Here is a 24,588-nt window from a genome sequence, read left to right on the forward strand (position 1 = left end):
GTTTCTCAGGCTAGGCGGCGGGGGCCGATGTCGAAGCGGCTGGGTTCCGGGCCGATTCGTACTCGGGCGTAGAGGATTGCGGCTCCTCGGGGTGAGGCGAGGACGGGTTCGACCGAGAGTTCGCGGATTTCGGGGAGGTCGTCGCAGAGTGCCGAGATGCGTTGGGCCAGTGCGGAGAGGGCGCGTTTGTCGACCGGCTCGCCGATGGTCTTGCCGGGGACTCCGGTCTCGCCGTCGAGCAGCGGGGCGGCGCGGGGCGCGTCGATCAGCGCCACCGATTCGGCCTCCGACAGCGGCAGGGCGCGGTACACGCGGTCGCCGAGCAGGTCGATGATGGTGCCGGACAGGCCGAAGCTGATCACCGAACCGAACGACGGGTCGTCCTGCACGCGCAGCACACAGCCGACACCCTTGGTCGCCATCCGCTGGATGTGCACGACGTCGTTGCCGGAGACCTCGGCCAGGTCGGTGTAGCCGCGGCGCACCGCCGAGGGCCGCCACAGGTCCAGCCGCACACCGGTCAGGTCGGGGCGGTTGCGCCACAGCTCGCCGGTCGCCTTCGCCGCCACCGGGTAACCCAGCTCGGCGGCCGCCCGCTCGGCGGCGTCCTCGTCGCGGACCTCCCGGAACTCCACGACCCCGATGCCGTAGCAGGCCAGCAGGTCCACCGCCTCGAGATCGCCGAGCCACCCGCCCTCGGGAGCCCGGGACATCCACTCCCCCACCAGGTTTCGCGCTCGCTCGGTGTCCACGTCGGCGGGCCGCACGACCGCCGAGGCGGGGCGGGTGCGCCAGTCCGCGTAGCGGCGCACCCGGGCCAGCGCCCGCGCCGCGCGCTCGGGATCCGGGTAGGACGGGATCGAGCCGCGCTCCACCGTGCCGCCCGCGCCCCGTACGGTCAGCAGATTCGGCATGCCCTGATCGGCGACGAACGTCGTGAGCACCGGTTTGGCGCCCGCGTGCGCCCCGGCGCGGATGGCCTCCGCGAAGGACGCCACCGACACCGGGACCGGCGGCGCGAAGATCACGATCACCGCATCGACGTCGGACGAGTCCATCGCCGCCGCCACCGCGGCGTGAAAATCGGCCGGGTCGGCCTGCGGGCCCAGGTCGGTCGGCGCGCGCACCGCCAGGCCCTCACCGCGCGCCGCGTCGACCGCGAGCCAGCCCAGCGCGGCACTGTTGCCGATGACGGCGAGCCGCGGCCCGCCCGGCAGCGGCTGGTAGGCCAGCAGCATGGCGCAGTCGAACAATTCGGAGATGGTGTCGACCTGCACGATCCCGGCCTGCGCGAACAGGTCTCGCTCCACCGAGCGTTCCAGTTCGCTCACCGGCATCGTGCGGGTGGCGTTGCGCCCGCTGCTGACGGCCACGATCGGTTTCGTACGCGCCACCCGCCGTGCGATGCGGGAGAACTTGCGCGGGTTGCCGAAGGTCTCCAGGTACAGGAGCACGACGTCGGTGCCGGGATCGGTGTCCCAGTACTGGAGCAGGTCGTTGCCGGAGACGTCGGCGCGGTTGCCGGCCGAGACGAACGTCGACAGACCCAGATTGCGGGCCGCGGCCTCGCCGAGGATGGCCGCGCCCAGCGGTCCCGACTGGCAGAAGAAGCCCACCCGCCCGCGACCGGGGAGTACCGAGGCCAGCGTGGCGTTCAGCGACACCGCGGGGTCGGTGTTGGCGATGCCGAGCGCGCTCGGGCCGACCACCCGCATGCCGTGCCCGCGCACCGCGGCGACCAGGTCGCGTTCGGCGGCGAAGCCGGCCGGGCCGGTCTCGGAGAAGCCGGCGGTGAGCACCACCAAACCCTTGACGCCCTTGGCCATACAGTCGTCGAGGACCGAGGGGATCTCGGTGGCCGGCACCGCCACGACGGCCAGGTCCACCTCGTCGGGGATGTCGCGCACGGTGGCGTAGGCCCGCACGCCGCGCACCGAACTGCGGTTCGGGTTCACCGGGAAGACCGGGCCCTGGAACACGCTCGACAGCAGATTGGCCAGCACCGCGCCGCCGACCCGGCCCGCCGACGGGGTGGCGCCGATGACCGCGATCGAGCGCGGGCTGAGCAGGTTGCCGACGCTGCGGGCCTCCGAGGCGCGTTCGCGCGAATCCCGCACGGACAGCAGCGCTTCGGTGGGGTCTATCGCGAATTCGAGGTGCAGGACCGAGCCGTCGCGGCTGCGCTGCACCTGGTAGCCGGCGTCGCGGAAGACGGTGACCATCGCGTTGTTCTCGGCCAGCACCTCCGCGACGAAGGTCGCGATGTCGTTCTCGGCGGCCGCCCCGGCCAGGTGCTCGAGCAGGATCGAGCCCAGCCCCCGGCCCTGGTGCCCGTCGGCCACCACGAACGCCACCTCCGCCGCCCGCGGCCCCTCCCGGTCCGCCAGCAGCTCGTACCGGCCGACCGCGATGATCGTCTCGCCCAGCTCGATCACCAGCCCGACCCGGTCCCGGTAGTCGACGTGGGTGGTGCGATACAGGTCCTTCGGCGTCATTCGCGGATACGGCCCGAAGTACCGCAGGTACCGGGTGCGGTCGGACAGCAGCGCGTGGAACTCCTGCAGGGCCTCGGCATCGCCGGGGGTAATCGGCCGCAGCCGCACCACACCCCCGTCGGCCGCCAGCACATCCGCCACCCAGTGCTGCGGCGGAGGCGGCGGCTCCTGCGGAGTGTCGGCGCCCCAGTGCGCAGCCCCCGGCTGCCCGGCTGTCTGCGGCCCGATGCTCCGTGCGTGTTCCGGATTCGGCGGCTCGGCTCCCCCAGCGTGTTCCGGATGCGGCGGCTCGTCTCGCCGGGCGCGTTGCGGTTGCGGCGACTCGGCTCCCCGGGCGCGTTGCGGAGGCGGCGGCTCGGCTTCGTGGGCGGCGGCAGGCCGGGGTGTGGGGTCGGGGTGGTCGGGGTCAGTCACGGGGGTCCTCCGGGTCCAGGCCCAGTAGTCCGAAAGTGGCTCGGCGGGTGGCCAATACGGCCGTGTCGACGGCGCGCTGCGCGCGGTCGAGGCGCTCGTCACCGGTCTCGCGGGTGCCGCCGGGGCCGTCCCAGCGGGTGTAGGCGGTGTCGCCGCCGTCGCCCATGGTGAGCGGCGGCGACACCGCGGGGGCGTAGGACCGCACCTGGTCCAGCCACTCGGCTGGTATCGCCGTCGCGGGGGCGACGTCCCGATCCAGGGCGGTCGCGAGCAGGTGCGTCCAGGATCTCGGCACCACTCGGATCAGGCCGTAGCCACCTCCGCCCACGGCCAGCCAGCGGCCTTCGGCGTAGCGGTCGGCGAGGTCGCGTAGGGCCGCGAACGCGGCTCGCTGGCCGTCCACGGTGAGGTTCAGATCGGCCAGCGGGTCCTCGCGATGAGTGTCGACGCCGCACTGACTGATCAGGATCTGCGGCCGGAACGCCGCCAGCGCGCCCAGCACCACCGCGTGAAAACCGCGCAGCCACTGGGCATCTCGCGTTCCCGGCAGCATCGCCAGATTGACCGCGGTACCCGCCGCCGCGCCCCCGCCGGTCTCCTCCGGCCAGCCCGTGTTGGGCCACAGCGTGGCCGGATGCTGATGGATCGAGACGGTCAGCACGCGCGGGTCGCCGTAGAACGCGCGCTGTACCCCGTCGCCGTGGTGGACGTCGACGTCGACGTAGGCGATGCGGTCGAACCCGTTGTCCAGCAACCACGAGATGGCCACGGCGACATCGTTGTAGATACAGAAACCGGCGGCCGAATCCGGCATCGCGTGGTGCATGCCGCCGCCGATGCTCACCGCCCGGCGGGTGCGCCCGGCCGCGATCTCACCGGCCGCGGCCAGGGTGCCACCGACGATCACCGACGCCGCCTCGTGCATGCGCGGGAACACCGGGTTGTCCTCCGACCCCAATCCGAACGGCGGGGCCACCGCGGGCGCGGCACCCGGTGCGACCGGTGTCGCCGCGCGCACGGCCGCCAGATACGCGGGGGCGTGGACGCGCAGCAGGTCCGGTTCCGCGGCGGGCGCGGGCTCCAGCGTCTCGATGCCGTCGAGTACCCCGAGCGCGCGGGCCAGCGCCATGGTGAAGCGCAGGCGAGCGGGCTTCATCGGGTGTTCCGGCGTCCAGCTGTAGTCCAGGAACCGGTCGGTCCACACCACGGTGGCAGCGCTCGCCATGGCTGCCACGCTAACGCACGACCACCGCGACCCGGCCACTCGCGGGCGCGGAACCGAACACGGGGAAGCAGCGGACCCAATTTGTCGTTGTCATGCAGTAGAAATGCAAGACAGCGCGAGCGCGCGCCGCGGCGGTTGCGCGCCGAGGGCACGTCGGTGCCCTCCGGTTTTCCACGAGACGAGCGCCATAGGCCGACGTGCGGTATCGCGGCCGCACGTAGGTAGAATTCGTGCCGACGAAGGGGTAAAAGGTGAAGGATCTGGTCGACACTACGGAGATGTATCTCCGTACCATCTACGACCTCGAGGAGGAAGGCGTCACGCCGCTGCGCGCGCGCATCGCCGAACGCCTCGAGCAGAGCGGTCCGACGGTCAGTCAGACGGTCGCTCGGATGGAGCGCGACGGGTTGCTGACCGTGGCCGGCGACCGGCACCTCGAGCTGACCGACAAGGGCCGCGCCATGGCGATCGCGGTGATGCGCAAGCATCGGCTCGCCGAGCGCCTGCTCGTCGACGTCATCGGCCTGGACTGGCAGAACGTGCACGCCGAGGCCTGCCGCTGGGAGCACGTGATGAGCGAGGACGTCGAGCGCCGGCTGGTCGAGGTGCTCAACAACCCCACCACCTCGCCCTACGGCAACCCGATTCCCGGCCTCGACGAGCTGGGCGTGGCACTGAACGACGCCGGCGAGGAGAAGCTGATCCGGCTGTCGGACCTGCCCACCGGTCAGGTGTCGGCGGTGGTGGTGCGCCGGCTGTCCGAGCACATCCAGAACGATCCCGACGTCATCGGCCAGCTGCGCCAGGCGGGCGTCGTGCCCGATGCCCGCGTGACGGTGGAGACCAAGCCGGGCCTGGTGATCATCTCGGTGCCCGGCCACGAGGGATACGAACTGTCCGACGAGATGGCGCATGCCGTCCAGGTGAAACTGGTCTGAGGAATGAAACTTCTGGTGACGGGTGGCGCCGGCTACGTCGGCGGCGTGTGCGCGCAGGTGCTGATCGAGGACGGCCACGAGGTTGTCGTGGTCGACGATCTGTCCACCGGCAACGCCGAGGGTGTTCCCAACGGCGCGAAGTTCGTCGACGGCGACATCGCGACGGTGGGCGTCGAGCTGGTGGAGTCCGAATCCTTCGACGGCGTACTGCACTTCGCCGCGCAATCGCTGGTCGGCGAGTCGGTGCAGCAGCCGGAGAAGTATTGGCACGGCAACGTGGTGAAGACGCTGGCGCTGCTGGAGGCGATGCGCCGTGCCGGAACTCCGCGGCTGGTGTTCTCCTCGACGGCGGCGGTGTACGGCGAGCCCGAGCAGGTGCCGATCACCGAGGCCGCGGCCACCCGCCCGACCAATCCGTACGGCGCGTCGAAGCTGGCCATCGATCACGCGATCACCTCCTATGCGGTGGCGCACGGGCTGGCCGCGACCAGCCTGCGCTATTTCAACGTCGCCGGCGCCTACGGCGGGCTCGGCGAGAACCGGGTGGTGGAAACCCATCTCATCCCCCTGGTGTTGCAGACCGCGCTGGGGCACCGGGAGTCGATCTCGGTGTTCGGCACCGACTACCCGACCCCCGACGGCACCGCGATCCGCGACTACATCCACATCCTGGATCTGGCGCAGGCGCACCTGCTGGCGCTGGCCGACTCCCGGCCGGGCGAGCACCGCATCTTCAATCTCGGCAGCGGCACCGGTTTCTCGGTGCGCCAGGTGATCTCGGCGTGCGAGCGGGTCACCGGCCGCCCGATCGCGGCGGTGGATTCCCCGCGCCGCCCGGGCGACCCGGCCGTGCTGATCGCCTCGAGCGAGCGCGCCGTCGCCGAGCTGGGCTGGAACCCGCGGCACAACGATCTCGACGAGATCGTCTCCGACGCTTGGGAATTCCTGCGCGCCCTCGGCGACCGCGCCCACAGCGCGCGGTAGTTCCGCTGGCGCACAACGGCTCTCACGGCCCGCAGTGCGACGGGTCGACGGGGATCTCGACGCCGAGCCCGGCGGCTTTCGCACGCCCGGACAGCGCGAGTTTGCGTATTTCGGCGGGGCGCATGCCGGTGCGCAGCGCGGTGTCGAGGAGCTGCGCGATGCTGTGCTGGGGGTCGGCCGCCAGGGCCGCCTCCAACGCCACCCCCGCGAACGGGCCGTCGCCGTTGGCGTAGGCGCTGTAGCCGAGCAGGGTGGCCGCCTCGGCGCGGTCCGCTCCGGTGAGCGCGCGGCACAGCATCGACCACAGCACCTCGGCCGCGGCCGCCCGCTCTCCCAGCGCCAGCGCGAACATGGCGTCGCGCACGGCCGAATCACGGAGTGCCACAGCGACTTCGGCGAGACCGGCCGGGTCGACGCCGACGTCGGTGGCCTCGATATCGGCGATGCGCCGCAGCACCGACTCGAGGGCCGCACGGGTGTAGGAACTCGTCTCGCAGCGGCACGCCGCCTGCCGGTAGCGCTGCCGCGCCGTCGCGCAGGCGTCGTCGAGAACGCCCGCGACCGCCTCGCGCGCTCGCAGATCCGCCTCGACGACCGCGGTCAGCTCCTCTCTGGACGCGCGGATCGGGCGGCCCTCGAGCACGTGCGCGAGCGCGATCGGCGAGGCCGCCGGATCGGTCTGCGCGCCGAGACAGTCGGCCTCGATCAGGCTCCACCATGCGCAGCCGGCGGCGATCTCGCGCACCGCCCAGGCGTCGGCCAACTCGATGTCCTCGGCCTGCAGGGCGCCGGCGAGGACACGAATCAGATCGCGATGCCGTGCGGCGCGAGCGCCGGGGCGTCCCGCTCGGGGTGCGGCGGCCCGATCGTCCACGACCAGCGCCAGCACGCCGACCGCGCGCTCCTGGGCACACAGGCCGGCCAGCTGCGCGGCCATCCGCAGCCACGCCCCGCAACCGGGCACATCGAGATCGTGACGCGCCATCGCCCCGAGATGCACGGACCCGGGATTCTCTGGATCCTCCCGCAACATGCACGCCACCAGCGAACGCCGCGGCACGAACCCCAGCAACGCAGGCACGGCCGCGATGAACTCGGCCGCCTCGTCGACCCGCAGCCCCGGATCGCTCCAGAGCGGATCGGCCGGACGGGGAGTCTCCGCCGTGGCACGGTCACCACAGTGCTGCGTGGCGTCATCGGAGTCCGACTCGAAGTCGCCACAGCGCCGCGCGGCATCCCCGCAGCCCTGCTCGGCCTCCCCACACTGCCGCGCGGCATCCCCGCAGTCCGGGCCGCCGTCCCCACACCGCCGCGCGGCATCCCGCCAGTCCGGGCCGGCGTCGCCACAGCGCCGCGCGACATCGCCACAGTTCGACACGACGTCGCCACAGTGCCGCGCGGTGCCGTCGGGGTGCGGCGCGGTGTCGTCGGCCGACGCGAACCTTCTCGGCTCCGTGTGGTCGTCGCGCGGAGGGCTGGAGGGGTGTGGCGCGGACCTTCTCGGCTCCGTGTGGTCGTCGCGCGGAGGGCTGGAGGGGTGTGGCGCGGACCCGGTGGATTCGTCGTCGGCGAAAGCGGATTCGGCGTGAGTTGTCATGCGGCCCAGCGTGCTTTGCCTCTCCGGCAGCACTGTGCCGCCGAGCTGGGCTTTCATCCGCCTTGGGGACAACCCGCTTCCCTGTGCACGACACGCTCATCGCATCCCCGAACGCGCGCCGCCTGTCACACCCGCTTGCTACGGTCCGAGCGGGCAGCCATGCCTAGCCCCGACATCTGCGCCAACCACCGCGAGGGCCTGCACCGCGACATCAAACCCGCCGATGTCCTGCTCACCAACGACTACGGAGTGGCCGACACTCAGTTCGATACGGAGGTCAGGGCGGCCAGTTCGGCTTCGGAGAGCTGGAGTTCGCCTACCGGCAGGAGGTCGGCGAGTTGTTCGGGGGTGCGGGCGCTGGCTATGGGGGCGGCGACGGTGGGTTGGGCCGCCAGCCAGGCCAGGGCGACGGCGGCCACGGAGACGCCGTGGGCAGCGGCGACCAGGTCCAGTTCGGTGAGTACCCGGGCGCCGCGTTCGTCGAGGTAGGCGGCCGCGCCTTGGGCGCGTGGGCTGTCCACCTCGGCGCCGGGACGGTACTTGCCGGTCAGGAAGCCTTTGGCGAGCGCGTAGTAGGGAACGGTCGCCAGTCCCTCGGCTTCCGCCAGCGGCAGGATGTCGCGCTCGAACGCCGTCCGCTCCATCAGGTTGTAGTGCGGCTGCACGGCCACGTACCGGGCCAGGCCCTCGCGGTCGGCGACGGCCAGCGCCTCGCGGATGCGGTCGGTGGCCATGTTGGACACGGCCACGTACCGCACCTTGCCCGCCCGCACCAGTTCGTCGTGGGCGGCGACGATGTCGGCCACCGGAATCTCGGGATCGTCGTAGTGCGCGTAGTACAGATCGATGTGGTCGGTGCCGAGCCGGCGCAGCGACGCCTCGGCCGCGCCGTGGATCGCGGCGGCGGACAGCCCGTCGTGCGGCGGCAGGCGGCTGCCTTTGGTGGCGATCACCATGTCGTCGCGGTTGCCGCGCGCGGCCACCCACGCGCCGAGGATGGTCTCCGATTCCCCGCCGCTGTTGCCCGGCACCCAGGCCGGATAGATGTCGGCGGTGTCGATGAAGTTCCCGCCGGCCGCGGCGTAGGCGTCGAGCACCGCGAACGAACCGTCCCGGTCCGCGGTCCAGCCGAATACGTTGCCACCGAGACACAGGGGGAACACGTCCAGGTCGGTCGTACCGAGTTTGGCCATGATCTCGAACGTACTCCGCGACGCGGTGCGGGCCGGGCAGGCACGACAGCGAGCGGAGCCCTCAGCCGCGCCGGACGCCCCCGACCGTCGCGTCGAAAACCCGATCCAGCGCGGCCGTATCCGGCGCGCCGTCACCGAACGTCATATAGGTGGCGTTGACCCGCACATCGCCGACCTGCGCCAGGCGCGTGCGCATCGACTGCGTGAGCCCCGGGCCGCCCACCGGCCCGGATACCGTGCGGCGCATCGCGAGTGCGTCGTCGGCCACCACCGTCGGCGTCGAATCGAGTTGCGTCACAACGGCGTTCGCGAGCGGACCGCGTTGCACGCGCACGGTGTCGCAGCGCCGCAACTGATCTCGCAACGCGATCAGCGGCTGATCGGTGCGGGTGAGCTCGACGGTCAGGGTGGCGCGCGTGTCGCCGTGGGTGCCGACGACGACGGCCGTGCGATCGGTGTCGAACCGCGGCGGCGCGGGCGCGCAGTCCTCGGGATCGGCCCGCGCCCCCGCCGGGATGCCCGCGAGATCGCCGATCGCCCGCCGCGCCTGGTCGGCGCTCAGCACCACGGTCGTATAACCCGCCGGGAAGCGGTCCGGCCCCGGCAACAACTGCGGCAACGCCGTCCCCACGTGCCGGGTGATCTCCGTCGGCCGAGCGGCTTCGGGATGCCCGGACACCGTCGACCCACACCCCGCGACCAGCCCCGACAGCAGCAACCCGGCCAGCGCGCGCCCGACCCCGCCCCGATGGGGACGCGGTCGCGGGTCCGGCGGCTCCGGCACGATCACCCGATTCACTATGCCGAACGCTCGTCGTTCGCCCGCACCGCCACGCCGGGCTCCGGCCGGCGGGAATGCGGGTCGGGTGCGACCGGTTGTTCGATGGTGTGGTGCCCCCACCCGGCGCGGCCTCCGAAGAACATGAGAGACAATGAAGGTGGTTCGCGACGGCGCATCCGAAATCCCGTCGGTCACGCTCGACTCGGCGCGGCGGATGCGGGCGGGCCACGCAGGAAGGAGTACGCGATGGACTACGAGTCGCGAATGTACGAGCTGGAGTTCCCCGCTCCGCAGCTGTCGTCCGCCGACGGCGCTGGTCCGGTACTGGTGCACGGGTTGGAAGGCTTCACCGACGCCGGCCACGCGGTCCGCCTGGCGACCACCCATCTGCGGGAGAGCCTGGAGTCCGAACTGGTCGCCTCGTTCGATGTGGACGAGCTGCTCGACTACCGCTCGCGGCGGCCGCTGATGACGTTCAAGACCGATCATTTCTCCGACTACGCCGACCCGGAGCTGAATCTGTGGGCGCTGCGCGACACCGCGGGCACCCCGTTCCTGCTGCTGGCCGGGCTGGAGCCGGATCTGCGGTGGGAGAAGTTCGTCACCGCCACCCGTTTGCTGGCCGAACAGCTGGGCGTGCGCCGCACCATCGGCCTGTCCGCGATCCCGATGGCGATCCCGCACACCCGCCCGCTGGGCGTCACCGCGCACGCCAGCGACCGCGACCTGATCGGCGAGCATCAGCGCTGGCCGGGCGAGCTGCAGGTGCCGGGCAGTGCGTCGTCGCTGCTGGAGTACCGGATGGCGCAGCACGGCCACGAGTCGATCGGTTTCTCGGTGCACGTGCCGCACTACCTGGCGCAGACCGCCTATCCGGAGGCCGCGCAGACGCTGCTGGAGAACGTCGCGGAGAACGCGGAGCTGGAACTGCCGCTCGCCGCGCTGAGCGAGGCGGCGGCCCGGGTGCGCGAACAGGTCAACGAGCACATCGCCGGCAACACCGAGGTGGAGACGGTGGTCAACGCCCTGGAGCGGCAGTACGACAGCTTCGTCACCGCACAGGAGCGCCAGTCCAGCCTGCTCGCGCGCGAAGCGGACCTGCCGACCGGCGACGAGTTGGGCGCGGAGTTCGAGCGTTTCCTCGCCGAGCAGTCCGGCTTCGGCGACGGCGACGGCCCCGAGGGTGGCGACCTGCGGTAGTACGGTCGCGGTTTGCGCCTGCCGGGGTCTGTCCCGGTAACGTTGCGGCACGTGCAGCTGTCCGACCTGATCCCCGACCGTGTCGTGCCCGACGTGGACGCGGACTGGCTGTACGAAACCTTCGCCGACTGGACCGTCGAGCAGGGCCTGACGCTGTACCCGGCGCAGGAGGAGGCCCTGCTCGAGCTGATGACGGGCGCCAACGTCATCCTCGCCACGCCCACCGGCTCGGGAAAGTCGATGGTCGCGATCGGCGCGCACTTCGCGGCCCTCAATCGCGGTGCGCGCAGCTACTACACCGCGCCGATCAAGGCGCTGGTCAGCGAGAAGTTCTTCGCGCTGTGCGAGGTCTTCGGCGCGGACCGGGTGGGCATGGTCACCGGCGACGCCGCGGTGAACCCGACCGCGCCCATCATCTGCGCGACCGCCGAGATCCTCGCCAACCTGGCGTTGCGCGAGGGTGCCGCCGCCGACGTCGGCCAGGTCGTGATGGACGAGTTCCACTTCTACTCCGACCCGGACCGCGGCTGGGCCTGGCAGGTGCCGCTGCTCGAACTGCCCCGGGCGCAATTCCTGCTGATGTCGGCGACGCTGGGCGAGGTCGACTTCTTCGCACGCGATCTCGAGCGCCGCACCGGCCGCGCCACCGCCGTCGTGGCGGGCTCGGAACGCCCTGTGCCGCTGACCTTCTCCTATCGGCGCACGCCCATCACCGAGACGCTCGAGGAACTGGTCACCACCCACCAGTCCCCCGTCTACGTCGTGCATTTCACCCAGGCCGCCGCCCTCGAGCGCGCGCAGGCGCTGACCAGCGTCAACTTCGCGAGCAAGGCGCAGAAGGAAGCGATCGCCGAGGCGATCGGCGCGTTCCGCTTCTCCAGCGGCTTCGGCAAGACGCTCTCGCGCCTGATCCGCCACGGCATCGGCGTCCATCACGCCGGGATGCTGCCCAAGTACCGCCGCCTGGTGGAACGCCTCGCCCAGGAGGGTCTGCTGCAGGTCGTCTGCGGCACCGACACCCTCGGCGTGGGCATCAACGTGCCGATCCGCACGGTGCTGCTCACCGGCCTCACCAAATTCGACGGCACCCGCACCCGCCGGCTCAAGGCGCGCGAGTTCCACCAGATCGCGGGCCGGGCGGGGCGCGCCGGCTACGACACCACCGGCACGGTCGTCGTGCAGGCTCCCGACCACGAGGTGGAGAACGCGCGACTGCTCGCCAAGGCGGGCGACGATCCGAAGAAACAGCGAAAGGTCCAGCGCCGCAAGCCGCCCGAGGGTTTCGTCTCCTGGTCCGAGGACACCTTCGACCGCTTGGTCGCCGCCGCGCCCGAGCCGATGGTGTCGCGCTTCCGGGTCACCAATTCGCTGCTGCTCAACGTGATCGCCCGCCCCGGCAACTGTTTCGACTCCATGCGCCACCTGCTCGAGGACAATCACGAGCCGCGCCCGGCGCAGCGCAAACACATCCTGAAAACCATTCGGCTCTACCGGGCGCTGCGCGACGCCGGCGTCGTCCAGCAACTCGACGAACCCGACGAGTACGGCCGCCGCGCCCGGCTGACCATCAACCTGCAGCGCGACTTCGCCCTCGATCAGCCGCTGTCGCCGTTCGCGCTGGCCGCGCTGGAGCTCCTTGACACCGACTCCCCCACGTACACACTGGATGTGGTGTCCATCATCGAGGCGACGCTGGAGGACCCGCGCCAGCTGCTGCTCGCCCAGCAGCACAAGGCGCGCGGCGCGGCCATCGCCGAGATGAAGGCCGACGGCATCGAATACGACGAGCGTATGGAGCTCATCGAGGACATCACCTGGCCGAAACCGCTCGCCGAACTGATCGAACCGGCCTACGAGACCTACCGCGCGGGTCATCCCTGGGTCTCCGAGTTCAGCCCGGCGCCCAAGGCGGTGGTGCGCGAAATGATCGAGCGCGCACTGACTTTCGCGGAACTGATCAGCGAGTACGAGCTGGCGCGCTCGGAGGGCATGGTGCTGCGGTACCTCGCCGACGCCTACCGCGCGCTGCGCCGCACCGTGCCCGAGTCCGCGCGCACCGAGGAACTCGACGACCTCACCGAGTGGCTCGGCGAACTGGTCCGGCAGGTGGATTCGAGCCTGCTCGACGAGTGGGAGCAGCTCACCGATCCCGGTGCCGAGAACGACGCCGAGCAGCTGGCGTTCGGGGCGGAGACGGTGCGGCCGATCTCGGCCAACGAGCGGGCGTTCCGCGTCATGGTCCGCAACGCCGTGTTCCGCCGCGTCGAACTGGCCGCGCTGCGCCGCTGGCAGGCGCTCGACGACCTCGGCGACGGCCCGGACTGGGAGCGCGAACTCGCGCCCTACTTCGCCGAGTACGGCGAGATCGGCACCGGCCCGAACGCGCGCGGACCGCAGCTGTTCCAGGTGGAGCGGCGCCCCGGCTTCTGGCACGTGCGCCAGGTGCTCGACGACCCGGCCGGCGACCACGGCTGGTCGGTCGACGCGATCGTCGACCTGACCGAATCCGACGCCGCCGGCGAGGTGGTGTTCGACGAGGTGACGGTGACGGCGGGATGATTCGGCCGGCGTTCCGAAGACCCGTTCCGGCCGGTTCGTTCCGCCCGCCGTTCCGCTGATACTCTCTCGCTCGCTGCCTGTAGCGGGAGGCTGCCCAGAAGAAAGAGAGTTCCCTTAGATTGTTCGGATCAAACGCGCCCGAGTCGCCCCGTCTCGTCATCGATCTCGCCCGGGTGCGCGAGAACTATCAAGCACTGCGATCGGCTCTCCCCACCGCGCGAATCCGGTTCGCGGTCAAGGCCTCTCCGATGCCGGAGATCATCCGGCTGCTCGCGTCCCGCGGCGCGGAATTCGACGTCGCCAGCCCCGGCGAGATCCGGCAGTGCCTGGAACTGGGCGTGGACCCGGCGGTGCTCTGCTACGGCAACCCCATCAAGAAGGCGAGCCAGACCGCCGCGGCGTACGCCGCCGGGGTGCGCCGGTTCGCCTTCGACACCGAGGACGACCTGGACCGCATCGCCGAGCACGCCCCGGGCGCGGAGGTGGAATGCCGGTTCCTGGCGTCCGCGCCGCAGTCGCAGACGCCGTTCGGCACCAAGTTCGGCTGCGCGCCCGGTGAGGCGGTGCGCCTGCTGGTGCGCGCCCGCGACCTGGGGCTGCGGCCGGTGGGCCCGTACTTCCACGTCGGCTCCCAGCAGTTGGACCCGGCGGCGTGGGAGATCGGCATCGAGCAGGCGGGGGCCATCGCGGAAGCGCTGGCGGTCAAGGATATTCCGGTGCGGTCGGTGAATATCGGTGGCGGACTGCCGATTTCGTACGTCGATCCGGCGCCGGCACTGCCCGAACTGGGGGCGACGATCGCCGCCGCGGCCGCCCGCCACCTGCCCGAGCACGCCGAACTGGTGGTGGAACCCGGCCGCGCCCTGGTGGGCAACGCCGGCGTGATCCACGCCGAGGTCGTGAACATCCGCACTGCGCCGGACGGGCGGCGCTGGGTATACCTCGACATCGGCCGCTACAACGGCATGGCCGAGACCGAGAACGAGTACATCGCCTACCGGATCGAGACCTTACGAGACGGTGACCCCCGCGACGAGGCGGTGATTGCCGGTCCGACCTGCGACGGAGACGATGTACTCTATCAACGCACACGGGTCCTGCTGCCGACCACGTTGCGAGCCGGTGATCCCGTTCGGATCCTCGATACCGGCGCTTATACGGCGAGCTATTCGTCGGTGTCCTTCAACGGTTTTCCGCCTTTGACTGTCCATGTCATCGGCGCTGAGCGAGAGTGAGTTTGCCCATGACGGCAGAATTCACCGGCTGGCACGTGCTGGCCGAGTTCGGTGGTGTCGACGTAGCACTCTGCGACGATCTCGAACGACTCGAAGCAGCGCTTCGAAAATCGTTGGTCGCCGCGGGCGTGACGATCTGCGATGTGGTGCACAAGAAGTTCGAGCCGATGGGTGTCACGGTGCTGGCGCTGCTGTCGGAGTCGCACGCCTCCATCCACACCTACCCGGAGTCGGGTGACATCTTCGTCGACGTGTTCACCTGCGGCAGCATCGGCGCGGGCGCGACCCGGGCCGTCGACCTGCTGGCCGCGGAGCTGTCGCCGGCCACGGTGCACACCGAGGTGATCCAGCGCGGGCACAGCGCGCGCCGCATCCACGAGCCGGTCGGCGCCGGGCTGACCCGCGTCTGGGATCTGCACGAGGTGCTGGTGGACACCCGAACCCCGTTCCAGCACATGGTGATCGCGCGCACCGAGCAGGGTGTGTCGCTGTTCTCCGACGACGATCGCCAGTCCACCGAGTTCTCCCAGCTGACCTATCACGAGGCCATGCTGGTCCCGGCGTACGCGCTGGCGGCGAAGCTGGACAACGTGCTGATCATCGGGTCGGGCGAGGGCGTGGCCAGTCAGATGTCGGTGGCGGCGGGCGCGTCGCGCGTCGATCACGTCGACATCGACCAGCTCGAGGTGGAGCTGTGCGCGAAGCATCTGCCCTACGGCTACACCGAGGCCGACCTGGCCGCGGCCGTGGCGGGCGACGGGCCGATCCGGATGCACTACGCCGACGGCTGGGATTTCCTCGGCAAGGCCGAGGCCGAGGGCGTGCGCTACGACGTCATCGTCATCGACCTGCCCGACGAGCGGGTCGAGGACGCGCAGCACAACCGCCTGTACGAGGAGGAATTCCTCACCCGATGTCGGGCCCTGCTGGCCCCGGGCGGCGTACTGGCGGCACAGGCGGGCTGTGCGACCATGTGGCGCAACGAAACCCTGAAGCGGTCGTGGCAGCGCTTCCGCGACCTGTTCGACACCGTGGTGCCCTACAGCTCGGACGAGCACGAGTGGACGTTCCTGTTCGGTGTCGCGGAGCCGGTCGCCGACCCGGTGGCGGTGATGACCGAGAAGCTGTCGCGGCTGCCCTACCGGGCCGAGACCGTCGACGAGCGGGCCCTGGTGCGCGGGGCGATCGAACCGCACGCGCTGCGGATCGGCGCCGCCGTCGGTTGACTGGGCGGCCCGCGCCGCGCCTGGCGCCCGCCCGGATAGCGTGCCCGGGCGGGCGTTTCGCTGTCAGAGCTCGTCGGTGACGGCGAGTTCGACCTGGTACCACCGGTAGCCGCTGACGTAGCCGGCGGCATAGCCCTCCCCGTACTCGCCGGGCGGGGGATTCGGTGTGCCGGCGGCGGTTTCGCCGCGCGCCGCACGAGCGGACGCGACGCCGTCGCGGTATCCGGCTCGATAGCCGGTGCGATAGTCCTGGGTGAGCGTGGCCATGCCGACCTCCTGCGCAGTCGTCGTGCCGGGACAAGCTGAGGGAGCGATCGCGCGAAAGGCACACCGATGTGCCGGGACCGGCGCGCGGCATCCGCCACACGCGCCGGTGACCTCCTCAGTATGCCCGAGTGCCCTTGTCGGCGTGGTGGTTTCACGGAAGCACGGCACCCGGGCGGGCATTTCCTACGGCAGGGCAGGCGGTTCGATTCCCAGTTCTCGCAGCCTGTTTCGGTAGATCTCCACGTTGGCGAGTTTGATGTCCTCGTAGCCACGGACCACGTCGTGCAGGGCGGCGGCCTCTACCGCGCGGTCGTAGTCGTCGGCGAGGGTGGCGGCCAGCGTGGTGACCATGTCGGTGTAGTGGGCCAGCAGGGCGCGTTCGACCTTGCGCACGTGGGCGTAGCCGAAGGGGTCGAATCTGGTGCCGCGCAGGCGTTTGCCCTTGGCGAGCAGCTTCAGCGCGACGTGGCCGCGGGGGCCGACACCGATCTTCTTGGTGCGGCCCAGCGCCCGCAGCGCGGGCGGGTGCAGACGGTAGGTGAGGCGTGCGCCGCCGGGGACCTGCGCGGCCACCTCGTCGAGGAAGGCGGGGTCGACCAGGCGGCGCGCCACCTCGTACTCGTCCTTGTAGGCGGTGAACTTGTACAGCCCGCGCGCGACCTCCTCGCCGAATTCGGTGCGGTCGGTGACTCGCCGCTGCGCTTGCCAGATCCGTTCCATCGAACGCACGTAGTCCCGCGCGACCCGCACGCCCTGGAAGCCGATCAGCTCCGCGGCGCGCACCTCGATCAGGCGGCGGGTCTCCCCCGTCGCGGTCAGTCCGTCGAAAAGGTCTGCGGGAAGGGCGGTTTCAGCGCGCCGGGGCCGCTGGGGCGCGGTGGCGGCGGCGAACTCCGCCGGCCGGGCCACCGCCGCGCGGCCCCACCGGAACGCCGCGATATTCGTACGCACCGCGACGCCGTTGATCTCGATGGCCTCCTCGATCGCCGTGGCGGGCAACCGGATTCCGCCGAGCTGGCAGGCCGCGCCCACGAGCAGGAAGTTGGCGGCGGCCGTGCTGCCGAACAGTGTCTGCGCGGCCGCGAGCGCGTCGAAGGACCGCACCGTGCGCGACACCCGACGCAGCCGGGACAGCAACTCGTCGGTCTCCGGATACTCGACGGACTTGTCGTACACCATGTCCCCGGTCGGGGTGCGGCTGGTCGAGGCCACCGACAGCGTGTGCTCCGGCGACCCGTAGGCCAGGTTCTTGGCGTCCGCGGCCGCCAGCAGATCGAACGCGACGACACAGTCGGCCGAACCGGGAGTGAGCCGGTTGGACGGCTCCAGCGCGCCCGGCGCGAATCGCAGATGCGAGACCACCGGTCCCGCCTTCTGACTCAACCCGATCTGGTCCAGGCTCGCCACCTCGTACCCGGCCCGCATCGCCGCGGTCGCCAGTACCTGGTTCACGGTGACGATGCCGGTGCCGCCGATCCCGGCCAGGAAGACGTTCTGGGTGGTGGCCGGAGCGGTGTGCGCGAGTTCGTCGAGCGCGGGCGGCTCGGGGCGGGACTCCTTGGGACGCTTCGACTTCGACGGCTCCGGCAGCTCCACGGTGACGAACGACGGGCAGTCGCCGTCCAGGCAGCTGTAGTCGGTGTTGCACGAGGTCTGGTCGATGCGAGTCTTGCGGCCGAACTCGGTCTCCACCGGCTGCACCGACAGGCAGTTGCTCTTCACCCCGCAGTCGCCGCAGCCCTCGCACACCGCTTCGTTGACGACCACCCGGGTGCGCCGCGCCGGTAACGTGCCGCGCTTGCGCTGCCGACGCGCGTCCGCCGCGCAGTGCTGGTCGTAGATCAGCACCGTCACGCCCGGGATCTCGCGCAGCGTGCGCTGCGCCTCGTCGAGCCGGTCGCGGTGCCACAGCAGCGTTCCCGGGGCGAGGTCGCGCCGGCGGTACTTCTTCGGCTCGTCGGCGCAGACGATGATCTGCCCGACGCCCTCGGTGGTCAGCTTGTGCGTCAACCGCGGCACCGCCAGCGCGCCCTCGGCGTCCTGGGCGCCGGTCATCGCGACCACGTCGTTGTAGAGCAGTTTGAAGGTGATGTTCACCCCCGCCGCGACACACGCCTGCACCGCCAGCTGGCCGGAGTGGAAATACGTGCCGTCCCCGATGTTCTGGAACAGGTGCGGCACATCGGTGAACGGGGCCTGCCCGATCCACTGCGCGCCCTCGCCGCCCATCTGGGTCAGTCCGGTGACCCGGCTGTCGTCGCGTCCCGACATCGTCACCAGGGTGTGGCAGCCGATGCCGCCGCCGGCCAGCGAACCCTCCGGCACGGCCGTGGACCGATTGTGCGGGCAGCCGCTACAGAAGTACGCGGCCCGCTTGGTGGACAGCACCGACAGCGACAACGGCTGCGGCAGTGGGCGTTTCGTCGGCACGCAGCCGTCCAGCGCGCGCCGCAGCGGTCCCGCGATCCGGCCCGCGGTCAGCTCGCCGTCCTGCGGGAACAGCGGCCGGCCCGCGTCGTCGCGCTTGCCGATGATCCGGGGCGCGTCCGCGGCGCCGTAGAGGATGTCGCGGATCTGGGTCTCGAGGAACGCCGACTTGTCCTCGACCACGATCACCCGGGACAGCCCGTCGGCGAACTGCCGGACCCGCTCCGGGGCGAGCGGGAAGGGCATGCCGATGCGCAGCAGCCGGACGCCCGCGCGGGCGAGCGCGTCGTCGTCGACGCCAAGGTCCAGCAGCGCCTGCCGGACCGCGTCGAAAGTGGTTCCGGTGGCGGCGATTCCGACGCTCGCCCGGTCCGGATCCGCCTCGAGGACGTCGAGCTCGTTGAGCGTGCTGTAGGCCTGCACGAGCGCCCAGCGCGGGCCGTACAGATCGGCCTCGGCGAGCACGCTGTCGGCCGGTGCCGCCATGGGGCGCTGCCGGTAGGTGAAAGGCATTCCCTCCCAGTCGATTCGCGGAACGAGGGTCTCGATGTCGCCCACCGTGCCGGGAACGGTCCAGGCGCCGTCGGCCACGTCGGCGACGATCTTCAACGCCACCAGGCAGCCCGAGGCGCGCGACAGCGCCACCCCGTGCAGGCCCATCGTGACGATCTCGGAAGCGTTGCGCGGGAACAGGACCGGGATGTTCAGTGCCGCCAGCGACCGCTCGGACACCGCGGGCACGGTCGACGACTTCGCCGCCGGATCGTCGCCGACGAGCAGCAGCACGCCGCCGTCCGGGTTCGCGCCGTACATGTTCGCGTGCCGCAGCGCGTCGGTCGACCGATCCAGGCCCGGGCCCTTGCCGTACCAGACCCCGACCACCCCGTCGTGGGTGGCGTGCCCGGCGGGCAGCTGTCCCTGACTGCCCCACACCGAGGTGGCGGCCAGCTCCTCGTTCAGCCCGGGCACGAATCGGATGTCGTGCTCGGCCAGCACCTCCGGCATCCCGTGCAGCATGCGGTCCACCCCGCCCAGCGGCGAGCCCTGATATCCGGAGACAAAGGTGCCCACCCGGCGCCCGGCGCGCAGATCGCGGACGTGCTGTTCGACCAGTTGCCGGGCGATCGCCTGCACGCCGGTCAGGACGACGGTGCCCGCGCCGACGCGGTAGCGGTCGGCGAGGTCGTACGGTGCTGTGATCAGTTCGCGGTCGGCGAGCTCGGTCATCGTTCCACCCGTCCGGTCGGCGCCGGTCGGGCGCCGTCCTAGTTGAGCATTCGTCGCCGCCATCCTGTCCCCGCAGCGCTGAGTGATCAATAGATGGATCTATTTTTGAGCAAAGTGCGCAAATCGGCGTCACCCAACTTGGCACCGGCTATGCAGTGTGTGCGGTGTGGTGTGATCCGTAACACGCCACGATACCGAGGGCCGGGCGGCACCGCGGCCAACACACCGGCCCGATCAGGCCGCCACCGGCTCGCCCGTCAGGAACTTCTCCACCAGTTCCGCCGCGCGGCGATCGAAGTCGGCGTATTGCGCCTCGCGTTCCGCACCGGCGACCGCGTCGCCGACGAGGAGGTTGCCGTCGGCGTCGAGGCGCTGCGGGCGCTCCTCCGCGTCGGGCAGCAGGCCGACGGACGACCGGGCGAATCCGCAGTAGTAGGCGATGCCCTCGTTGAGCGCGGTGTCGAGGATGGCCTGCATGCCCGGGATGATCTGGTCGTCGGACGTCGCGCCCGCCAGACCCAGCCACAGCACGCTCTTGCCCGCCAGGCGGGGCTTGCTGCGGCCGTAGGCGAATCCGTAGTTCCACACCCGGTCGATCCAGCCCTTCAGGACCGCGGGCAGGTGCTGCCAGTACACCGGGAAGACCGCGACCACGACGTCCGCGGCGAGTAGGCGGCGCATGTGCGATCGCACCTCGGCCGAGTACTCCTTGTCGCGGTTGCCCCAGTCGGGCTGATCCTCGACCGTCATGCGCGGGTCGAATCCCTCGGCGTGCAGATCGAGGACGTCGACGCGGTAACCCGCGGCCTCGAGTTGCGCGGCGGTCCGGCGCGCGGTGTGCGCGGTGAGTGAATCGGACCGGTGGTGCGCGACGACCACGAGCGCGGTCCGGGCGGACGCGGTTGCGTTGTGCTGCACGATGTCTCCTTACTGTCGGCGATCGGGTCCGTCCCAGTACACCCGGCAACAAATGGATGATCCATGGGAGAAACGCTCCGAAATATAGGAGATCGTCTACGCTGGGCGAGGTGGATCCTTTGAGTTCGCTTCTCGGCGGCATCCGGGCCGAGGGATCGGTGGTCAGCTACGCCGTGCTGTCGGCGCCGTGGACCGTCCGCTTCGCCGACCGCGCGCCGCTCACCATGGTCAGCGTGCTGCGGGGCGGCGGCACGCTGCTGCTCGCCGACGGCAGCCGGCGCACGCTCGGCGTGGGTGACACCGCCGTCGTGCGCGGTCCCGAACCCTTCCGGCTGGCCCACCACCCCGCCGATTCGGACCGCGCCCCGGTCGAGTACGAGATCGCTTGCTTCACACCGGATGTCGAATGCACCGCGCAGGAGCTCGGCGGAATCCGCTGGGGCAACGACCCGGACGGCGCGACGGCGCTGATCGCGGGCGCCTACCGCGCCTCGGGCCACCGGCACGAGCGTCTGCTGCGCGCGCTGCCGCCGGTTCTCGTGGTCACCGAGGACACCGAGGTCTGCGCGTGGCTCGAGTCCGCCGCCGCCGATGCCGCGCTGCGCTCGCCCGGCGCGCAGGCGCTGATGGACCGGCTGCTGGACTGGGCGCTGGTCTGCACGCTGCGCACCTGGTTCGACCAGGCGGGCGCCGACGCGCCGGGCTGGTATCGCGGACTGTCGGATCCGGTCCTCGCGCCCGCGCTGCGCGCCTTCCACGACCGTCCGGCGCGCAGCTGGACCGTCGCGGCACTGGCCGCCGAATCCGGCGTCTCCCGAGCGCTTTTCGCCAAACGCTTCACCGAGGTGATGGGCCGCCCACCCCTGACCTACCTCACCGAATGCCGCATGGACGAGGCCGAGGTGCTGCTCTCCGACACCGACCTCACCATTGCCCGCATCGCCGAAACCATCGGTTACGCCGACGCTTTCGGCTTCAGCGCCGCCTTCAAACGCCACCGCGGCCTGAGCCCCAGCGCCTTCCGCGCCACCGTCGCCTGACCTTCCACCGAGACGATGTGGGCGGCGCAACCAGGCACGGCTGAAAATGCCGTGATCCCAACGCCTTTCGGGGATCCTCGTCGGCGGTGGCAACTCGCTGCGCAATGCCGTCGCGGGCGCCCTGGGACTGGCGCTGGCGGTCGCCTGCGGCTGGTGGGCCGATGTCCCCGCCCACGCCTCCGCGGGACTCGCCGCGCTCCTGACCGGCATGCTGGCCATGGCGATATTCCACGGCCTCGGCGGCGCCTACCGCCTCAATTCCGCACTGGGTCTGCCCAACCCGCCCCGGGAGCAACCCCCGCTCAGCGGGCCGACGCCTCCCCGGCGCGAGTGAGGCGGGCGAGGTAGCGGTCGAGGTGGTCGGTGGCGAAAACCTCTGCGAGCCAGTCGTTTCGGGTGACGTCGGCGGTCCAGAGGTAGGTGGGGACCGGCTTCTCGTAGCCGATCAGCGGGATCGCCTCGAGGTGGTACTCGTCGTCCTCGAACGCGTCGATGGTCTCCCATTCGGCGCGGGTCAAACCGTTGAGGACCAGTCCGCCCGCCATCCGGCCGGGCCGCGGCACCAGGCCCGGGTACAACCGGCCCGGGAGCGCCGCCACGCGGTGGCCCGGCGCCACGGCGAGGTCGTGGTCCGGCGTGCGCCCGAGCAGCGCCTCCAGCACCGGGCCGAATTGCAGCGTGCCGTAGACGAACAACCGGTCCCCCACACCGTCGAGGCGCGCGGACGGGCGGGCGTTCACGCCGCACCCCGCCACGGATCAACGGTTCGCTGATCTGTTGCCGCATTTCCGAGCACACTCGCCGTCGCACACTCGCATCCCATGCGTCCACTGTGCCGAATGCCCGCCGCGCACCGGGCCGGATGCCGACGTGACCCTTCTCACCCCGCGTTTGTCCACGGTATAACCGCATTACCGGCGGGTGACAGTCACCGCGACAACAACTAGGAGGCACACCGCACCGACCGCGAAAAGCCGCCCACTCCGGGCAAATAGCGCACGCTGACCGATAGCTGGAGCGCTCAGCGTCCGCCCGCCGGCCGCACCGCCGATCCCGACAGCCGCGCGAACGCGTGCGGATCGTGCGAGCAGAAGATCGTCATCTCGTGCCCGTGCGCCCGGTTGAGTTCGACCAGGCGGCGGCGGTTCTCGCGGTAGGCCCCGCGCACGATCGATCCCAGTTCGTACAGCTGCCACACCAGCGGCGTGCGCGGGCCCGCCGGGTCGATCTCGCTGTCCACGTAGAAGGCGTCGCCCGCGTGCAGCAGCCAGCCGCGGCCGGTGTCGACCGCGACGCCCACGTGCCCGCGCGTGTGCCCGGGCAGCGGCACCACCAGGATCTCCGGCGGCAGCCCGGGCAGGTCGCGCACCGCGCGGAAGCCGAACCACTCGTCGCCGCCCTCCAATTCGTTCACCATCCAGCGCGGGCCGTGCGCCCACTGCGCGGCCCGGTAGCGCATCCGTTCGGAGGCGGTGCGGCCCGCGGTCGCGGCGCGGAACTCCGGCCCGTGCACGTGCACCGTCGCCTCGGGGAAGTCGGCCAGCCCGCCCGCGTGGTCGAGGTCGAGATGGGTGAGCACGATGTGCCGCACGTCGGCGGGGTCGTAGCCGAGGCCCTGGAGCTGCCGGATCGCGGTCTCGTGTTCGGCGAACCGCGCCCCCAGCAGGTACCGGCTCGGACCCACCAGCCGCCCGGGCTCGCGCACGCAGTCGAGCCCGAAGCCGGTGTCCACCAGCACCAAACCGGCCCTGGTCTCGATGAGCAGGCAGTGGTCGACCATGCCGCGGGCCATGCTGCCGCAGTTGAGGTGATGAATCCGCACGTCGGAAGGGTCCCAGACGCTCCGCCGCTGGTCAATCGCACTGGCAGCGGGGCCGAGCGGTCGCGGCGGAGGTTGTGCGAACTCACACCGGACGCTGTGCGCGAATGATTTCCGCGAGCTGTTCGTAGTCCTCGGTGCGCGCGGTCGACCCGCGGAACACCAGGCCCAGCGTGCGTCCCGGCGCGGGCGGCGCGAACCGCGCGATATCCAGTGTGGCGCGGCCGGTTTCGGTCGCCACGGCCATCTCCGGGATCAGGGTCACCCCGAGCCCGCCCGCCACGCACTGCACCACGGTCGCCAGCGACGCCGCGCGCGTGTCACCGACCGGTCCGGGCCGCACGTCCTGCGACCGGCACAGATCCAAGGTCTGGTCGCGCAGGCAGTGGCCCTCGTCGAGCAGCAGCAGCGGCAGGTTGTCCAGCGCGGCCGGCGCCACGCCGGTCTGCCCCGCGAGCTCGTGACCGGGCGGGGTCACCAGCACGAATTCCTCGGCGTAGAGCGGGATTTCGACGAGCCCGGTGGCCTCGCTCGGCAAGGCGAGCAGCGCCACGTCGAGCACCCCGGTGCGCAGCCCGTCGAGCAATCGGGCGGTCTGGTCCTCGATCACGTGCGGCACCAATGCAGGTAACCGCCTGCGTAATTCGGGTAACAGGCGGGGCAGCACGTACGGGGCGACGGTCGGGATGAGACCCAGGCGCAGCGTGCCGCGCAGTCCGTCGCCCGCGGCCGAGGCGACGAACCGGTCGGCGGCCTCGAGCGTCGCCATCGCTTGCGGCAGTAGCCTTTTGCCCGCCGCGGTCACCAGCACCCGGCGCGTACTGCGCTCGATCAGTTGCAGGCCCAGCCCGTTTTCCAGTGATGCCAACGCTTGCGATAACGTGGGTTGGCTCACAGATAGCCGGGCGGCCGCGGTGCCGAAGTGGCGATACTCGGCGATCGCCACGAACGCACGCAGCTGTGACAGGGTGGGCTGATAAGTCTGATCAGTCACGCCTATGAGTGTAGTGCGACTGATCACCTTTACCTTTTACCGGCCTCCG

Annotated in this window: 18 protein-coding genes; 7 read left to right on the top strand and 11 right to left on the bottom strand. The window is 71.1% G+C overall.

Annotated elements, in window-relative coordinates; all coding sequences use genetic code 11:
• Positions 1-5: 5 nt before the first annotated feature.
• Together IU476_RS35210 and IU476_RS35215 are read right to left on the bottom strand one after the other, a co-directional pair.
• Positions 6-2,723, bottom strand: coding sequence for a bifunctional acetate--CoA ligase family protein/GNAT family N-acetyltransferase (locus IU476_RS35210; protein WP_195106715.1), 2,718 nt, complete (start codon positions 2,721-2,723; stop codon positions 6-8).
• 178 nt (positions 2,724-2,901) lie between these two features.
• Positions 2,902-4,134, bottom strand: a complete 1,233-nt coding sequence (locus IU476_RS35215) for an acetoin utilization protein AcuC (protein ID WP_195106681.1) — start codon at positions 4,132-4,134, stop codon at positions 2,902-2,904.
• Positions 4,135-4,385: 251 nt separating this feature from the next.
• Between IU476_RS35215 and IU476_RS35220 the strand changes: the two genes are divergently transcribed.
• Together IU476_RS35220 and galE are read left to right on the top strand one after the other, a co-directional pair.
• The gene (locus tag IU476_RS35220) at positions 4,386-5,072 is read left to right on the top strand and encodes an iron-dependent transcriptional repressor DtxR (protein ID WP_195106682.1); all 687 of its coding nucleotides are present in this window, start codon (positions 4,386-4,388) and stop codon (positions 5,070-5,072) included.
• Positions 5,073-5,075: 3 nt separating this feature from the next.
• Complete coding sequence (gene galE / locus IU476_RS35225) at positions 5,076-6,056, top strand: UDP-glucose 4-epimerase GalE (RefSeq protein WP_195106683.1); 981 nt, start codon at positions 5,076-5,078, stop codon at positions 6,054-6,056.
• A gap of 22 nt (positions 6,057-6,078) precedes the next feature.
• Here the strand turns inward: galE and IU476_RS35230 are convergent, their stop codons facing one another.
• From IU476_RS35230 to IU476_RS35240, 3 genes are all read right to left on the bottom strand, one after another.
• A complete protein-coding gene (locus tag IU476_RS35230) occupies positions 6,079-7,653 on the bottom strand; it encodes a DUF4192 domain-containing protein (protein ID WP_228824827.1) in 1,575 nt (524 codons plus the stop codon).
• A 260-nt stretch (positions 7,654-7,913) separates the two neighbouring features.
• The gene (locus IU476_RS35235; protein ID WP_195106684.1) at positions 7,914-8,846 is read right to left on the bottom strand and encodes an aldo/keto reductase; all 933 of its coding nucleotides are present in this window, start codon (positions 8,844-8,846) and stop codon (positions 7,914-7,916) included.
• 61 nt (positions 8,847-8,907) lie between these two features.
• Positions 8,908-9,636 carry a DUF5642 family protein gene (locus IU476_RS35240; protein WP_324194585.1) on the bottom strand — a complete coding sequence of 243 codons (729 nt, stop codon included), beginning with the start codon at positions 9,634-9,636 and terminating at the stop codon, positions 8,908-8,910.
• Positions 9,637-9,873: 237 nt separating this feature from the next.
• Between IU476_RS35240 and IU476_RS35245 the strand changes: the two genes are divergently transcribed.
• The 4 genes from IU476_RS35245 to speD all read left to right on the top strand — a co-directional run bounded on the left by IU476_RS35245 (position 9,874) and on the right by speD (position 15,847).
• Entirely contained in the window at positions 9,874-10,827 is a 954-nt protein-coding gene (locus tag IU476_RS35245; RefSeq protein ID WP_195106685.1) for a PAC2 family protein, read from the top strand.
• Positions 10,828-10,878: 51 nt separating this feature from the next.
• Positions 10,879-13,386 carry a DEAD/DEAH box helicase gene (locus IU476_RS35250; protein ID WP_195106686.1) on the top strand — a complete coding sequence of 836 codons (2,508 nt, stop codon included), beginning with the start codon at positions 10,879-10,881 and terminating at the stop codon, positions 13,384-13,386.
• 119 nt (positions 13,387-13,505) lie between these two features.
• Positions 13,506-14,621: a type III PLP-dependent enzyme gene (locus IU476_RS35255; protein WP_228824828.1), complete on the top strand. Its 1,116-nt coding sequence runs from the start codon at positions 13,506-13,508 to the stop codon at positions 14,619-14,621.
• Between the two features lie 8 nt (positions 14,622-14,629).
• Complete coding sequence (gene speD, locus IU476_RS35260) at positions 14,630-15,847, top strand: adenosylmethionine decarboxylase (RefSeq protein WP_195106687.1); 1,218 nt, start codon at positions 14,630-14,632, stop codon at positions 15,845-15,847.
• A gap of 63 nt (positions 15,848-15,910) precedes the next feature.
• Here the strand turns inward: speD and IU476_RS35265 are convergent, their stop codons facing one another.
• The 3 genes from IU476_RS35265 to IU476_RS35275 form a co-directional block, all read right to left on the bottom strand.
• Complete coding sequence (locus tag IU476_RS35265; protein WP_195106688.1) at positions 15,911-16,114, bottom strand: hypothetical protein; 204 nt, start codon at positions 16,112-16,114, stop codon at positions 15,911-15,913.
• 183 nt (positions 16,115-16,297) lie between these two features.
• Entirely contained in the window at positions 16,298-19,768 is a 3,471-nt protein-coding gene (locus tag IU476_RS35270) for an indolepyruvate ferredoxin oxidoreductase family protein (protein ID WP_195106689.1), read from the bottom strand.
• 234 nt (positions 19,769-20,002) lie between these two features.
• Positions 20,003-20,686, bottom strand: a complete 684-nt coding sequence (locus IU476_RS35275; protein ID WP_195106690.1) for an NAD(P)H oxidoreductase — start codon at positions 20,684-20,686, stop codon at positions 20,003-20,005.
• Between the two features lie 110 nt (positions 20,687-20,796).
• On the opposite strand from IU476_RS35275, the gene IU476_RS35280 reads away from it, so the two are divergent.
• Positions 20,797-21,726: an AraC family transcriptional regulator gene (locus tag IU476_RS35280; protein ID WP_324194586.1), complete on the top strand. Its 930-nt coding sequence runs from the start codon at positions 20,797-20,799 to the stop codon at positions 21,724-21,726.
• A gap of 302 nt (positions 21,727-22,028) precedes the next feature.
• Here the strand turns inward: IU476_RS35280 and IU476_RS35285 are convergent, their stop codons facing one another.
• From IU476_RS35285 to IU476_RS35295, 3 genes are all read right to left on the bottom strand, one after another.
• Entirely contained in the window at positions 22,029-22,466 is a 438-nt protein-coding gene (locus IU476_RS35285; protein WP_324194587.1) for a gamma-glutamylcyclotransferase family protein, read from the bottom strand.
• 281 nt (positions 22,467-22,747) lie between these two features.
• Positions 22,748-23,548: an MBL fold metallo-hydrolase gene (locus IU476_RS35290; protein ID WP_195106692.1), complete on the bottom strand. Its 801-nt coding sequence runs from the start codon at positions 23,546-23,548 to the stop codon at positions 22,748-22,750.
• An 82-nt stretch (positions 23,549-23,630) separates the two neighbouring features.
• Entirely contained in the window at positions 23,631-24,539 is a 909-nt protein-coding gene (locus tag IU476_RS35295) for a hydrogen peroxide-inducible genes activator (RefSeq protein ID WP_195106693.1), read from the bottom strand.
• Between the last annotated feature and the right edge of the window lie 49 nt (positions 24,540-24,588).

This window comes from Nocardia blacklockiae (assembly GCF_015477355.1).
GTDB lineage: Bacteria > Actinomycetota > Actinomycetes > Mycobacteriales > Mycobacteriaceae > Nocardia > Nocardia blacklockiae.